Raw genomic sequence first — 15,395 nt, 5'->3', positions numbered from 1 at the left:
AATGCTCAATTACGTGAGTTACACTATTTCTATTGCTACAGCAGTCGCTTCCCCGCCGCCGATACACAGTGCCGCAACGCCACGTTTTTTACCTAAACGCTTAAGCGCATATATTAAGCTAATAATAATACGAGAACCCGATGAACCAACAGGATGACCTAACGCGCAAGCGCCACCATGAATGTTAACAAGCGTTGGGTCAAGTTTAAGTTCTTGCGTGGCTAGCATAGTAACTGCTGCAAAAGCTTCATTAATTTCCCACAAATCCACATCGTCAATTGACCAATTAGCTTTATCTAGCACTTTTTTAATCGCACCAATTGGCGCAATAACAAACTCGCTTGGCGCTTGTGCATGAGTCGAGTGACCAACAATACGAGCCAATGGCGCTAACCCTTGCTCTGCAGCTAAGCTTTCACGCATAAGGACTACAGCTGAAGCCCCATCTGAAATTGAACTAGCATTTGCTGCGGTTACCGTACCGTCTTTTTTAAATGCAGGACGTAGCGTTGGAATTTTTTCAATATTTGCATTGCCCGGTTGTTCATCAACGCTTACCACGGTTTCTCCGTTACGAGTACTGATAATAACGGGTGAAATTTCGGCTTCAAACCAACCTTCTTTTATTGCTTGGTTAGCACGACTCAATGATTCAATAGCGAACGCATCCATCGCCTCGCGAGTTAAGCCAAAATCGTCGGCACAATCTTGCGTGAATGAGCCCATAAGTTTGCCTGTATAGGCATCTTCGAGACCGTCGTAAAACATTGAGTCTAACACTTGACCATGCCCCATACGTAGGCCTGCACGACCTTTTGGCAATAGATAAGGGGCAGCACTCATATTTTCCATACCGCCTGCAATGATAATATCACTGGAGCCTGCTTTGATTTGATCATGACCATCCATCACCGCTTTCATGCCTGAGCCACACATTTTACTTATAGTGACACAACCTGCGGAGTAAGGCAGACCAGCACCTAATGAGGCTTGTCGAGCCGGAGCTTGTTTCATTGCGCCTGGTAGTACGCACCCCATAATAACTTGATCGACGCTTTGTGGGTCAACACCCGAATTTGCAACCGCCGCTTTAATCGCTGTTGCGCCTAATTCAGGGGCTGGAACGTCACTTAAAGACCCCATCATACCACCCATTGGAGTACGTGCTCCGCCTACGATTACGACTGAATCTTGATTATTAGACATAATAATCTCTCTCTTTAGGTTTTATCAATAAAAATTAGTTTATATAAACCACTGCCTGAACAAGCACATTCGGCGTAAAAAAATCTGCTCGCAGGTTGTTAGTCAAATCTAGATGGCTAAAGCTCAAATACCATAAGCTATAAATTAATGACGGTTAATTAACTTACAAACTTCACACTCTGCTGTAAATCTGCTCGCCCCATTTTAACCTCATTAATTTTTGCCTCTTCGTCAGCATAACCAAAGGAAATACCACAAAGAATGCCATGACCTTCTGGAATACCGGCTATCTCCTTGATCGGTTGGGGATATAAAGCCAGCGCCCCTTGCGGACAACTAGCTAGGCCATGTTCAACAAATAACAACATCAACGATTGCAGATAAATACCAATATCAATCGCGTTAACTGGACCCATAGTCAATGGCATAGTCACAAAAGCAACATGCGGCGCACCGAAGAACTGCCAGTTTTTCACCATCAACTGATTCCGCCCCGTTTTGTCCTCTCGTTCTATTCCCATCGTCTGGTAATAATCTGCTGCGCAGGCATATTGCCTCTCCCGATAAATGCCTTCTAGATTAGCATCACCAGACATAAATGCAGGCTCAGGGGGCTTTCCTGCAATAAGTTCTGCAATTAAGGCCTGTTCCAACTGATCCCTCGCTTGACCAGAAACCACAGTCAAAAACCACGGTTGGGTATTGCAATTTGAAGGAGAAAGCTGGGCCGTTTCAAGGATTTGTTGTAACAAATCTTCCGCTACTGGCTCAGGTTTATATCCACGGATTGTGCGTCGATTACGCATTGCTTCAGAAACCGTCATTTTTTTTGCCATGATACTTAATCATATCCTTTAGTTTTATCATTCATACCAAATGTACCGCACTTATTTCAGTGTCGAAATTAGCTAATTTCCTACAAAGTAAATCAATGATTTTGCTCTATATCTGTTTTTATCTTCAATGAATTGTTCTTTGCTTCTCATAAAAAATTATCCACGTTTATATGACATTGTGAACTTTATTTGAGCCACTCACCTTTGTAAAAAGTATCTTGCATCCTTGGTTTATAATTTCCCTTGGACTTGCTCATACCAGAGCGAATCGCCTCCATCTGGTTCTCACTACACATAAGTTTAGCATTTAGTGTTTCTTCCATAAGTAAACCTTCTTCACGACTACACTGCCAGCCTTCTTCAAATAACTGCTTGGCATACACCATAGCATCGGGGCTTAAAGCAACAATGCTTTCAGCCACTGCCATTGCCTTGGCAAACGGGTCATTAGCAACTTCAGTAGCAATACCATATTGCACCGCTTGTTCTCCATTAAACACTCGACCTGTAAACGTCAATTCTTTAGCTACATCAACACGACATAAATCCCGCAGAATCTGTGTTCCTGCCATGTCGGGGATCAAACCCCACTTACTTTCCATAATCGATAATTTAGTATTTTGATGTACGTAACGCATATCGGCGCCTAGGGCTATTTGCAATCCTCCACCAAAGCACACACCATGAACGGCTGCAATAACCGGGACTGGGACTTCTTTCCAAACCCACGCCACTTGTTGATACATGTTGGGGGCCTTACCTATTTCATCTGACCCCAACGCCAATACCTCAGGAGCATCTTCGGAAAAATTACTCAAATCAAGACCTGCACAGAACCCCGTACCATCTCCGTGAATCACCACGGCTTTTACCGCACGATTGTTCTTTAGTGATTCACCTGCTGCGGTAATAGCCTTGAACATCTCTTGGTCTATAGCATTCATTTTTTCAGAACGATTCAAGGTAACAACGGCGATACCGTTTTCTTTGATGTTTACTAACACTCTACTGGACATATTTTTCTCTCATCTATCAATGGTTGATGCTTGGCGTACACAAAAATCTAAATGAATAAAAGTACTTTCAAAGCACTATAAAAACGGCTTGGTAAATTACTTAAGCTTTCTTGTTATTTTACATATCGAGCTTGCGGTTGCAGTCAACACATTATCTTCGTTGTAAATACGGCCTTCTATGAAAGCTATTTTATAACCTTTTTTTACCGCCCAACCTTCCACGCGTAATTTTCCAGCACGGGTTGGTTCCAAATAGCTGGTTTTTATTTCTAGGGATAACGAGCCGATAGAATCGTAATCGGGGATAACCACAGCATGACTCATAGCTGCATCTAACATGGCAGTCACAAAACCACCCTGTACAACATCTATAGAGTGGCAGTAGTCTTTTCCTATGTTAAATTCATAGGTACAAGATTTTTTTTCCGTATCGAAATCAACTAACGTTCCGCCGAGTAAGCTAATATATTTTTCGTTTATTCGATTTACTTCGTCAATGATTTGCTTTTTACTTTCCATAAAATCTTTATTTTTTTTATACCAGCACCACTTGAAGATACCTTTTCAGGAAGTCTGAACCATTTATATTCAAGTGATACTGGTATTGTTATACCAAATAGAATCAAACTACAGTGCAGCTCGATTCAGATTATATTTATCTTTTATCTTTAAACGGCTTAAACTGCTAACGCACAACGCGTTGCCTGATCAATAGCTCGTTTAGCATCCAGTTCAGAAGCAACATCGGCACCACCAATAAGCAACACTTTTTTACCGCTAGCCTCAATACTGCTATACAACTCCCTTAAAGGGTTTTGTCCTGCGCATAGTATTATCGTATCAACGTCTAATATTTGCGCTTCGCCATTCACTGTTATATGTAAGCCTTCATCATTTATTTTTTTATATTCAACACCCGCAACCATTTTCACACCACGTTTTTTTATTTGGATACGATGTGTCCAACCTGTGGTTTTACCCAAACCTCGACCAACACTGGTTGTTTTTCTTTGTAATAAATAAACTTCTCTACCAGAAGTAGGAATGTGAGTCTCGACACCGGAAATACCTCCTCGAGGATGTTTGGAGAAATCAATTCCCCATTCTTGCGCGAATGTTTCTCGCGTCAACTCAACACCAGGCTTATGCATAATATATTCACAAACATCAAACCCAATACCACCAGCACCAATAACAGCAACCCTTTGTCCAACGGGTTTCTTATCCAATAAGCAATCCAAATATGAAATGACTTTAGGATGATCAACGCCTTCTATATCCGGTACCCTTGGTGTAACACCTGTTGCTAGGACAATTTCATCAAAGTTCCCTTCAATGAGTTCTTTTTCGGATACTCTTTGATTAAGCTTTAAATTCACGCCGGTAACTTCTATTTGTTTCGCAAAATATCTTAAGGTTTCGCCAAACTCTTCTTTTCCGGGGATCCGTTTAGCAATATTAAATTGACCGCCAATTTTGTCACTTGATTCAAACAATGTTACTTCATGGCCTCGTTCGGCCGCTGTGGTTGAGTAAGCCATACCTGCTGGACCCGCCCCAACAACAGCTATTCTCTTTTTCTGTGCTGCCAAGGTTTTTACCATAATGGTTTCATTACAGGCATAAGGATTCACTAAACAAGTGGCCTGCTTGCCACTGAAAACATGATCCATACACGCCTGGTTACAGGCTATACAGGTATTGATTTCATCTTCACGCCCTTCGGCGGCTTTATTCACCAACTCTGGGTCTGCCAGCATAGGTCTTGCCATAGAACATATATCAGCATCTCCCTCGCGCAACACTTGCTCAGCCACTTCCGGCATATTGATTCGATTACTGGTAATCAAAGGAATATCTAAATGTTTTTTGAGCCTACCGGTTACCTTAGTAAAGGCTGCACGCGGAACCATGGTTGCCAAAGTAGGAACCTGTGCTTCATGCCAAGTAAAATGGGTACTGATTATATCAACCCCTATTTTTTGCATTGCTTTGGCAAGCGTTAAGGTTTCATCAAAAGTGCTCCCCTGTTCAAGCATCTCCATAGCGGCTAAGCGATAAACTACAATAAAATCTTTGCCTACCGCTTTGCGAACAGCTGTCATGACCTCCAATGGAAAACGCATTCTGTTTTCATAAGAGCCACCGTATTGATCATCACGTTTGTTGGTAAAGTCCAATAAAAAAGTACTTAATAAATAGCCCGCCGAGCCAATCACTTCTACGCCATCGTAACCCGCTTCTTTAGCAAGTCGTGCCGAATTTGCAAAGTCTTCAATATGGGTTTTAATATCCGTTAATGTCATTGCCTTGGGAGGAAACGGGCTGATAGGCGATTGAATTGCTGACGGTGCAACGCCACTTTCGTGATGAACATAACGACCACTGTGTAGAATTTGCATACAAATTTTACAATCGGGTGCCGCGTTATGAACCGCATCTGTCACCAACTTGTGATTTACAGCATCAGCTTGGTTTTGCATTGTTGCGCCACCAACAAATTGATTTCCTGCATCATTAGGAGATATACCACCGGTAATAATCATACCTACACCACCACGAGCTCGAGCAGCATAATATTCGGCCAATCGTTCAAACCCGCCTTCAGCCTCTTCCAAAGAGGTATGCATAGACCCCATTAAAGCTCGATTCTTAAGTTGGGTATGCCCTAAATCTAAGGGCGAAAATAAATAAGGATAAGTGTCTGTTGCATAGCTCATGGTTGATATCTTCTTTGTCTATTTCGTACTAAATTTCAAAGCTGCTTTGGGAATTTTTACAAAAAAACGTCACCATCTAAACAGCGATGTCTTCATCATATTTTGACTAGAACATAAGCCAATAGTTCTTCAATTATTGTCATATAAACATAGTTTAACGGCAATTTATCCGCAATATCTAGGAACTTTATTAGGTTTATATATAAGCATTAATCATCTACCCAGTATACATATGTATCATTGTAATACAATTCTTAATTATCATTAAATAGCCTACCTTAGTTCATGACTTCAGCATATTTTAATGCAACGAGAACACCTAATATCGCTGCTTTCTAGTTCTAGGTAGTTGTCGCTTAAATTGAAAACTTATATTATTAAGCTGATTTTTTTGCAGGGTTCAACTAGAATTTTTTGATAAACTCCAATCTCGATTGTATTTACTCCATCTAATGGGACTATTCAATTTTGATTTTAACACAACTCTTCACGTTCGTTTAAAATGACGATATCTAGACCGCAATGCCTTTGCTCTGGTGTGACATATTTAATTCCACTATGCATTAGAGAAACCATCAATGGTTATACTGTCAAACCCAGTCGTTATATTTCCCGCTTTACTTTTAATGCGCTCGTAGGCGATTACGTATGACTCATGGCTATACAGTAGGCGGTATGTAGTGGAACAGCGAATATAGCCACTCATTTAGATTTAAATATGCAATATTTTGTAAGGCTTTAAGTGCCCCAAACCGTCAAAAAAACATCAAAGAGCTATCTGCTTTAATATCTAAACAGGATATTATTGAAACCTTTTTCCACTAAAAAATGGTTTTATCAATGAAAAGTGAAAAGATACTGATAAATTATTGTTTATTTTCTACATATTCAAGATGCCATATGGATACTGAAAATAATGTACGTTTAAGTCCAGATCTGCAAGAGTTGTTGCCGTTTGGAATAGAGGGAATAATATCTAGAAAACAATATGAACAAATAGATGTGCTTATTGAACAACTTACTAGTGATAGTAAAAGTCATGATAATAATTGGGCGTTGCTTGCAGTACTTGTCCCTGCTATCACTAACTATGATGATAAAACGTCTAGCTAAATTATTTAGTTGGTATGGCTGAAATTGACCATTATATTCAAAGAAACTTTCTGTGTTCTACTAATCAAAATTCCATAATAATTATTGCGCTAAGTACCCTAATTCGAGATAAAAGCTATAAATATGTGGCCAAAATCACTTTGCTATTACACTAAATATCTATGATATTATTAATCAGTAAATCGCAATGGGAAACTATCTTACATAAACGACATTAATCATAACAAAGAGGAATGAATATGCTCAGCTATGCAACCATCGGTGTCACCGATTTAGAAAAATCAGAAGTGTTTTATAATGAACTATTAGCACCAATTGGCGCAAAAACACTGATAAAAATGGATCGTATTATATTTATTGGTAAAAGTATGGAAGAACCCATGCTAGCCGTTTGTATTCCACATAACGAAGAAGTACAAAACTGTGGTAATGGCAATATGTTAGCTATTGCTCCTGGTTCAAAAGAGAAGTGTGACGAAATGTACCATAAAGCAATGACCTTGGGTGCAACCTGCGCTGGCAAACCAGGTCAACGTATTCCTGATGTCTTTTATGGCGCTTATTTCCGTGATTTTGATGGTAATAAAATCGCTTTTAATCACTTCGGTTAACACCCCAAATACAAGCACAACTTATAGCTGTGTTTGTATCTTCCTTTATCGCTAACTCCTTTTATTATTAACAGTTCTGCATTCTTCGTATTATTTTTTATACTGACCGTCGACAAAGAAACCTAAATCAAGATTGAAATTCTATGGCGTAATGTGCCCTAAAGCGCCTTAGGATTATTAATTTTATGTCAGCTTTATGAACATAAAGCTGACCCTCTTTGCAACTGATTTTTTATGTCACCAAACACAAATTAAGTGTTGAAATAGAATTTATATTTTGTTCCGCTTTCGTATCTTTGTTGACATAAATTTGCCTAATTTTGAGGACTAATTTAGTTCAATTCTTAGCTGCAAAAGTGTGTGTTAGTGGTGTTCAATATATCCAAAGATGAAAGGTCTATTAAGATCGAAATATTGTGGCAGAGTTGAACGCAATTGGCTGGCTTAGGTAAATGCAATTAGGTGGCACTGATACTAGAGATTTTCCACCTGCGGGAGGTCCGACCTAAACCAGCCTTTAATTGTGCCGCATACGCATCTGTTTCAATCCACGCACCTGCGGGAGGTGCGACAAATCAACTAAGTCATCATATTTGACAGACGTAGTTTCAATCCACGCACCTGCGGGAGGTGCGACTTTTTAGCATTGTCATTCAACCAATGTATAGTTGTTTCAATCCACGCACCTGCGGGAGGTGCGACTTACATTGTTACTTTCATCGGCAGCTTGAACACGTTTCAATCCACGCACCTGCGGGAGGTGCGACGCTGATGCCGTTGTTATCTCAAGCAGTTCAGGAGTTTCAATCCACGCACCTGCGGGAGGTGCGACTTTAGTGTTCACTGTTTTTAATCCTGTTTAAATAGTTTCAATCCACGCACCTGCGGGAGGTGCGACTTTTGCTAAATAAGTTTGCGCGCTTTGAATCAGGGTTTCAATCCACGCACCTGCGGGAGGTGCGACCGGTAAATTCCGCACTAGCGTAGTCGATAACGTGTTTCAATCCACGCACCTGCGGGAGGTGCGACATCTTCTGTTTTTAGTTGCCAATATTGTTGTTCGTTTCAATCCACGCACCTGCGGGAGGTGCGACAGTGGTATTAGCATTGTTAGCCAAACCATGGGCGTTTCAATCCACGCACCTGCGGGAGGTGCGACTGGTAGTAGTTTCGCAACCGAGATAGACCTATGTGTTTCAATCCACGCACCTGCGGGAGGTGCGACTAAATATTGATAATTCGATAAGGTTCAAGCAAAGTTTCAATCCACGCACCTGCGGGAGGTGCGACCTGATACAGGTGCGTTACCGTATACGTGTTATTGTTTCAATCCACGCACCTGCGGGAGGTGCGACGAGCTAGCATCAGTACCAATTAACGAGCACAGTGTTTCAATCCACGCACCTGCGGGAGGTGCGACTTGGTTTTTCTTTGCGTTAGGTGCTGCTGTAATGTTTCAATCCACGCACCTGCGGGAGGTGCGACTCATCACCCGACGGCATAGGGCCCAACTACGTTGTTTCAATCCACGCACCTGCGGGAGGTGCGACCTTTTGGTAGCGACTTAGCATTTAAGCGATGATGTTTCAATCCACGCACCTGCGGGAGGTGCGACGAAATAACTCCGTCAACAACCGAACAAAAAACCGTTTCAATCCACGCACCTGCGGGAGGTGCGACATATGCACAGATGATAACAACCCTGACTTAAATGTTTCAATCCACGCACCTGCGGGAGGTGCGACCGCCTTCTTTCAAAGACTGATGTAGCCTAACTCAAATGATAATTTTTCGCTAGGCTTTTAGTGAGCTTACGGCAGCCTAGCTCAACTTCCCCCTTTTGATCTGTTTTAATGATCGCAACCAAATTACTAGGATGCAATCATGCCAAACCAAGATCAATTAACAACGGTCGTTACTGCTTTTGAGCACTGGCGTAGCAACAGAAGTGGTCGTCAAGTCACAACGCCCATCGCATTGCGTGAGCAAGCCGTAGCATTACTCAATCACTATTCTTCTAGCAAAATAACATCAGCATTAAGGATCAGTGGCGGCCAGCTCAAGCAATGGCGAAATACGCTTGAACCTGCTGAAAAAGCACCGCTATTTGTGCACCTTCCTATTTCACCACCGCCATTACTCACACAACCGCCCTTTACTGTTGAACTACGCTTTGCCCAAGGTAATGAAATGTCTTTATCTGGTGTTATTGATACTAACATCATCATTTCGCTCATTGGGGCAATGAAATCATGATCCATTTAACCGCTGACACCCACATATTAATCGCGATTGAACCCGCTGATTTTCGCCAGGGCATTGATGGTTTAGCCGCAACATGCCGTTATAAATTATCGGTCAACCCACGTTCGGGTACTGTGTTTGTCTTTATTAATCGCAATAAAACCATGGTGCGCGCATTATCGTATGATGGTACTGGCTTTTGGCTCATGACCAAGCGTTTATCTAAAGGAAAGTTTCAAAATTGGCCGTCATCAAACAAAAGTATTGAACAGATCATCGCGAAAAAACTGCGAAAACTATTGTGTGACAACGATCCATTATGGGAAAAAACGGATCCTCTTTACTGAGTAAAATCATTGAGATAAACACTTGATTTTTACTTTTATCGGATCATAATGCCTGCAAAATAAACCTGTACCAAACACTAAAACTCTGGACGTACCGTGAGCAAACCTTTTACCGACATTGATGGCAAAGCCCTTGAAGCGCTGATAGAGCGCGTGAACGAGGCCAAAGAAAACAATCTGGCCTTAAGCCCAGAGGATTATCAGTTATTACTTGATGCGTTATTGACCTTAGCCACCACGCAAACCCGCTTAGCGAATCATGATGTTACCGTGCATAAACTGCGAAAATTGTTAGGTATTGAAAAATCATCTGAAAAACTAGGCTCGGTGCTTAAGCAAACTAAAGCGTCATCGGGCAAGAAAAATAAAAAGCGTAGCAACGATAATGGTGAAGGTTTCACCCCGGTTAAACCCACGATTATCGTTCATGGACTAGTTGACGTAAATAAAGGCGATACCTGTGTTGAGTGCTTAACCGGTAAGGTTTATAAAACCGAGCCAGGTAGCTTGCTACGTATCACCGGACAAAGTCCTTTCAAACCTGAGCAGCATGTCATGGAGCGTCTTCGTTGTAATACCTGCGGTGCTTATTTTACCGCACCACTGCCGGACGATGTCTTAACCGATGGCTTAAGTACTCAAAAATATGGTTATTCAGCACGTTCTTTAATGGCGATTTATAAATACTTTGCTGGACTGCCTTTTTATCGTCAAAGCAGTATTCAAAAATTACTGGGGTAAAAATCACCGCGTCAACGGTTTTTGACCAAGTAGAGCTTGTTTGTAATGCTATTTATCCCGTGTACCAATTGCTCTTCAATTTAGCGGCTGATGGTAAACACTACTATTTAGATGACACAACTAACCGTATTCTTGATGCGAAATCGGTGATAAAGAAAGCACGCAACAGTGAGAAAGTCATCACACGTACGGGCGTTTATACCTCAGGTGTTATCGCAACGCTGGCTGATAACCGTCATATTGTTTTATTTGAGACTAACATCGGGCACGCGGGAGAATTCATTGACAGTATTTTGCACAAGCGCAGTCAATCATGCGCCAAACCACTCATCATGAGTGATGCGCTAGCGAGCAATCGGCCGACGGTACGTGAGGCGATAACGTCACTGTGTAATAGCCACGCAAGACGACAATTTGTAGATGTTATCAATCACTTTCCAATTGAGGTCGAGCATGTCCTCAAACGCTATGGTGAAATATGGGTCAATGATGACTATACGAAAGAAGAAAAGTTAACCCCGAGCGCAAGACTGGCCTATCATCAAACGCATTCAGCGCCCATCATGGAAGCCATAAAATTGTGGGGAGAAACGCATTTAGCCAATGAAACCGTTGAAGAAAACAGTGGCCTAGGCAAAGCTATTCGCTACTTTATCAAACATTATGTCGGACTGAGTTACTTTTGCAGCACTGAAGGAGTAAAAATCGACAATAATCGTATTGAAGCGATGCTCAAAATTGTGGTGAGAGACAGAAAAAACGCGATGTTCCACAAAACCTTACTGGGGGCAACGATTGGGGATGTCATTACCTCGGTCATCGCGACGGCAAGTGAGGCGGGTATTAATGTCTTTGACTACTTCACCACCTTACAACGAGAAAAAGAGCAGGTAAAAAAGACCCCTGAAGATTATTTACCCTGGAATTATCTCGCTAAAAATTCAATCACCTAAAAAAACCAAACACGATGATTTAGGCTTTACCGCCTAGGTCAAGCTGTACCTGAAAAAATCGTGATGTCACGCTACGCTGCCGTAAGCTCACGATATAAAGTGAAATAAGATTCATTAATGTGATTTAAATATGAATTTTACGTTTAAAACGAAAAATGTGCCTCTTTCACCTTAAGGTCAAACTAGCATAAACCTCACTATTATATAAAGATTCATTTTATAGTCCGTGTCACAAGTGCGACACGGATCGGACACATATTCAATACAAGGTTAAATTTTGATAAACTTTCCAAAATAAGAGAAGTGCTATTATTAGTTTTTTTTGATAATTATTTTTTATTAAATGACCTTCAGGGAGTTGCACTTAAGGGTTATTCAAATTAGCAAATTTATTAATTTGAAAGAGAAATCCGAGAAATAAAAATAGCCATACCTAAATATTATAAATATCTTTTTTGAATAAATGACGGTAAGGCAATAAATAAAATAAAAGCGATTGAATTAATTTTGATTTGTTTATTATAAGTAAGAATTTGATTTTAAAGAGATAAAATAGAATTTTTAATGGTATTCGGATAGGTATATTAACTAGTGACCTTAGGGGATATTTTATCAATAAAATAATATAATGAACCGTACCAAGACGATATATGATAATTATTTTTAATAAATAGATTGGTTGCGGGAGCCAGATTTGAACTGACGACCTTCGGGTTATGAGCCCGACGAGCTACCAGGCTGCTCCATCCCGCGTCCGAATGACCTACAAAAAGTAGGAAGCCAGTAAAGATTTTTACTTCTTTTCACTAAAGAAGCTTAATGATAAAATAAATCATTAAATCATGATTAAAAGGTTATTAATCAATAAGTTGGTTGCGGGAGCCAGATTTGAACTGACGACCTTCGGGTTATGAGCCCGACGAGCTACCAGGCTGCTCCATCCCGCGTCCGAATGACCTACAAAAAGTAGGAAGCCAGTAAAGATTTTTACTTCTTTTCACTAAAGAAGCTTAATGATAAAATAAATCATTAAATCATGATTAAAAGGTTATTAATCAATAAGTTGGTTGCGGGAGCCAGATTTGAACTGACGACCTTCGGGTTATGAGCCCGACGAGCTACCAGGCTGCTCCATCCCGCGTCCGAATGACCTTTTCTTTATAAGATAAGGTAAGCCACAATAGTTTTACTTCATACTGCAAGAAGCTATCAAGGATGTTCTCCCTGAATTCGATGCGTATAGTAAGGATCCCTCCCCAATAAAGCAAGTGATTTTTTTATAAATCAGCTAAAAATCATCTGTTAGCTCAATTGTTCTTCGTTATGTCCTAATTATAAGCTATTTCGTCACATTATCTTAACTTTTGTTTATGTGTGAGTGTACTTTCGTTATAATCGCGCCATCGTTTTTTCTGGAATCACACTATGACAGTGCCCATGCAACAATTTTTAGCCCTAACCTCCCCTGGTATCGAGGTATTACTCGCCGATGAAGTAAAGAACCTTGGTGCTGAACAAGTTATTCAAAAACCAGAAGGTGTCTATTTCTCAGCATCCATGGAGCTTGGCTATAAAATTTGTTTATGGACTCGCTTAGCCACACGCGTAATGTTAAAGCTTGGCGAAGGCGAAGCTAAAGACAAAGATGAGCTATTTAAAGCCGCAAGCTCTGTTAATTGGTTAGAACACTTTAACAGTAATACAACCTTTGCAATTGACTTCGTAGGTTATAGTGAAGAAATTCGAAATAGCCAATTTGGTGGTTTAACCATTAAAGATGCTATTGTTGATCAATTTAGAGATCAAGGCTTTGAACGTCCTGATGTCGATAAGAAATCACCTCAAATCAGTTTTCAAGCTAGGTTACTAAAAGATCATGTCAGCATATACTTAGATTTTTCTGGCCGCGGATTATTTCAACGTGGCTATCGTGAGCACTCAGGTGCAGCACCATTAAAAGAAAACTTAGCCGCAGCATTAATTATTCGCTCTAACTGGCTAGACGATACAAGTAAGCCGTTAGTTGATCCTATGTGTGGCTCAGGCACAATATTAATTGAAGCCGTAGCAATGGCAACCAAACAAGCACCTGGCATTCAACGTGCCTCTTGGGGGTTTGCTGATTGGTTAAAGCACGACGAAAATATTTGGCAAGAACAGCTCAATGATGCCATTGATAGTTCTGAGAGCTCATTAGAAAAAGCACAAATCAGTAGCTTAAAAGTATTTGGTATTGATATTGATCCTCGTGTTATTAATACAGCACAACAAAACTCACGTAATGCTAAATTACAGCGCTTTATTGAATTTAAATGTCAAAACACCAATGACATGAATAATGTTTATGGCTCAAGCGCCAAAGGCATAGCAGGTACTATTCTATTTAACCCACCTTATGGTGAGCGTATAGGTGAGCTACCGGAACTCGTAGAAAACTTTGTATTATTTGGTCAAAAACTTAAAGCACAGTTTATCAATTGGCGAATCGCGATTTTAACCGCCAATATTGAATTGCTTGCTATGCTTAAATTATCAAGTTTCAAACGTTATAAATTTAAAAATGGTCCATTAGATTGCCAACTAGCACTTTATAATGTTGATGAAAAGCAATTAGAAAAAGATGCCGTAAATCCACAATCATCTTTTTCCGAAGAAGATAGTGATTTTGCTAACCGCTTAAAGAAAAACCGTAAAGGATTAAAAGGTTGGCTTAAATCAAACCAAATAGACTGTTATCGTCTTTATGATGCGGATATTCCTGAATACAATGTTGCCATTGATGTTTATGGCGATTATTTAGTAATTCAAGAATATGCTGCGCCAAAAACAATTGACGCTGACAAAGCCAAAAAACGCTTACAAGAAGTCATTTATTGGGCTCCAAAAGTATTAGAAGTGCCTACTGACAAAGTAGTTCTAAAAACCCGTGCTAAACAAAAAGGCAGTAATCAATACCAACGCGTTGATAAATCGAAGCAGTCTATGACCATTAATGAACATGGTGCACTGCTTAAAATTAACTTATGGGATTACCTTGATACAGGCTTGTTTTTAGATCACAGAAAAACACGACAAATTGTCGCTAAAAAAGCAAAAGATAAAACCTTATTAAATTTATTTGCTTATACTGGCTCAGTGTCATTACAAGCAGCGTTACATGGTGCTAGATCAATTACAACGGTAGATATGTCAAATACCTACCTTAATTGGGCACAAGATAACTTTTCATTAAACAAACTCAACAGTCACAAATATCAATTTATACAAGCCGACTGCTTAGATTGGTTGAAAAAGAACACCGATAAATATGATTTAATATTTATTGATCCACCTACTTTTTCAAATTCAAAACGTATGGAAGATAGTTTCGATGTTCAACGAGACCATGTTGCCCTACTCGCTGATGCCTTAAAATCACTTAGCCGTGGTGGAGAAATATTCTTTACCAATAATAAGCGTAATTTCAAAATGGATTTTGAAGGATTAGAGGCGCTAGGATTACAAGCTAAAAACATGTCGGATCTTACTAGAGACCAAGATTTTGCACGTAATAAACATATCCATAATAGTTGGTCTGTTACTCGCAAGGGTTAACATAGGAAAATATA

Annotated in this window: 12 protein-coding genes, 3 tRNA genes and 1 CRISPR repeat array; of the genes, 7 read left to right on the top strand and 8 right to left on the bottom strand. The window is 40.2% G+C overall.

Features of this window, described 5'->3' with window-relative positions:
- Nucleotides 1-18 precede the first annotated feature (18 nt).
- From GQS55_RS06705 to GQS55_RS06685, 5 genes are all read right to left on the bottom strand, one after another.
- Nucleotides 19-1,206, bottom strand: coding sequence for a thiolase family protein (locus GQS55_RS06705; protein ID WP_159819111.1), 1,188 nt, complete (start codon nucleotides 1,204-1,206; stop codon nucleotides 19-21).
- A 158-nt stretch (nucleotides 1,207-1,364) separates the two neighbouring features.
- A complete protein-coding gene (locus GQS55_RS06700; protein WP_159819109.1) occupies nucleotides 1,365-2,042 on the bottom strand; it encodes a nitroreductase in 678 nt (225 codons plus the stop codon).
- Between the two features lie 185 nt (nucleotides 2,043-2,227).
- Nucleotides 2,228-3,058 carry a crotonase/enoyl-CoA hydratase family protein gene (locus tag GQS55_RS06695; protein ID WP_159819107.1) on the bottom strand — a complete coding sequence of 277 codons (831 nt, stop codon included), beginning with the start codon at nucleotides 3,056-3,058 and terminating at the stop codon, nucleotides 2,228-2,230.
- A 96-nt stretch (nucleotides 3,059-3,154) separates the two neighbouring features.
- Complete coding sequence (locus tag GQS55_RS06690; protein WP_159819105.1) at nucleotides 3,155-3,577, bottom strand: PaaI family thioesterase; 423 nt, start codon at nucleotides 3,575-3,577, stop codon at nucleotides 3,155-3,157.
- A 158-nt stretch (nucleotides 3,578-3,735) separates the two neighbouring features.
- Nucleotides 3,736-5,778, bottom strand: a complete 2,043-nt coding sequence (locus tag GQS55_RS06685; protein ID WP_159819102.1) for an NADPH-dependent 2,4-dienoyl-CoA reductase — start codon at nucleotides 5,776-5,778, stop codon at nucleotides 3,736-3,738.
- 900 nt (nucleotides 5,779-6,678) lie between these two features.
- Here GQS55_RS06685 and GQS55_RS06680 point away from each other — a divergent pair.
- The 6 genes from GQS55_RS06680 (at nucleotide 6,679) to GQS55_RS19815 (ending at nucleotide 11,787) form a co-directional block, all read left to right on the top strand.
- Nucleotides 6,679-6,891 carry a hypothetical protein gene (locus tag GQS55_RS06680; RefSeq protein ID WP_159819100.1) on the top strand — a complete coding sequence of 71 codons (213 nt, stop codon included), beginning with the start codon at nucleotides 6,679-6,681 and terminating at the stop codon, nucleotides 6,889-6,891.
- Nucleotides 6,892-7,130: 239 nt separating this feature from the next.
- Nucleotides 7,131-7,502 (top strand): VOC family protein, encoded by a 372-nt coding sequence (locus GQS55_RS06675; protein ID WP_159819098.1) that lies wholly within the window; start codon nucleotides 7,131-7,133, stop codon nucleotides 7,500-7,502.
- Between the two features lie 540 nt (nucleotides 7,503-8,042).
- Nucleotides 8,043-9,247: a CRISPR direct-repeat array (repeat unit 32 nt; unit sequence GTTTCAATCCACGCACCTGCGGGAGGTGCGAC).
- Between the two features lie 139 nt (nucleotides 9,248-9,386).
- Nucleotides 9,387-9,758, top strand: coding sequence for a hypothetical protein (locus tag GQS55_RS06670; protein WP_159818046.1), 372 nt, complete (start codon nucleotides 9,387-9,389; stop codon nucleotides 9,756-9,758).
- Nucleotides 9,755-10,093, top strand: a complete 339-nt coding sequence (gene tnpB / locus GQS55_RS06665) for an IS66 family insertion sequence element accessory protein TnpB (RefSeq protein WP_159817815.1) — start codon at nucleotides 9,755-9,757, stop codon at nucleotides 10,091-10,093. Before GQS55_RS06670 ends, tnpB begins: the two co-directional genes overlap by 4 nt.
- A gap of 96 nt (nucleotides 10,094-10,189) precedes the next feature.
- Nucleotides 10,190-10,834: a hypothetical protein gene (locus tag GQS55_RS19820; protein WP_201294501.1), complete on the top strand. Its 645-nt coding sequence runs from the start codon at nucleotides 10,190-10,192 to the stop codon at nucleotides 10,832-10,834.
- On the top strand, nucleotides 10,777-11,787 hold the full coding sequence (locus tag GQS55_RS19815) for an IS66 family transposase (RefSeq protein WP_201294652.1): 1,011 nt from the start codon (nucleotides 10,777-10,779) through the stop codon (nucleotides 11,785-11,787). Before GQS55_RS19820 ends, GQS55_RS19815 begins: the two co-directional genes overlap by 58 nt.
- Before the next feature lie 676 nt (nucleotides 11,788-12,463).
- Here GQS55_RS19815 and GQS55_RS06655 read toward each other — a convergent pair.
- From GQS55_RS06655 to GQS55_RS06645, 3 genes are all read right to left on the bottom strand, one after another.
- A tRNA-Met gene (locus GQS55_RS06655) sits at nucleotides 12,464-12,540 on the bottom strand.
- 117 nt (nucleotides 12,541-12,657) lie between these two features.
- Nucleotides 12,658-12,734: transfer RNA gene (locus GQS55_RS06650), tRNA-Met, on the bottom strand.
- Between the two features lie 117 nt (nucleotides 12,735-12,851).
- Nucleotides 12,852-12,928: transfer RNA gene (locus GQS55_RS06645), tRNA-Met, on the bottom strand.
- Between the two features lie 284 nt (nucleotides 12,929-13,212).
- Between GQS55_RS06645 and rlmKL the strand changes: the two genes are divergently transcribed.
- Nucleotides 13,213-15,381 (top strand): bifunctional 23S rRNA (guanine(2069)-N(7))-methyltransferase RlmK/23S rRNA (guanine(2445)-N(2))-methyltransferase RlmL, encoded by a 2,169-nt coding sequence (rlmKL, locus tag GQS55_RS06640; RefSeq protein WP_236559785.1) that lies wholly within the window; start codon nucleotides 13,213-13,215, stop codon nucleotides 15,379-15,381.
- Nucleotides 15,382-15,395 lie beyond the last annotated feature (14 nt).

Source organism: Colwellia sp. 20A7 (assembly GCF_009832865.1).
Taxonomy (GTDB): domain Bacteria; phylum Pseudomonadota; class Gammaproteobacteria; order Enterobacterales; family Alteromonadaceae; genus Colwellia.
The sequence above is the reverse complement of the archived record's forward strand: the minus strand, read 5'-3'. Positions and strand labels throughout refer to the sequence as shown.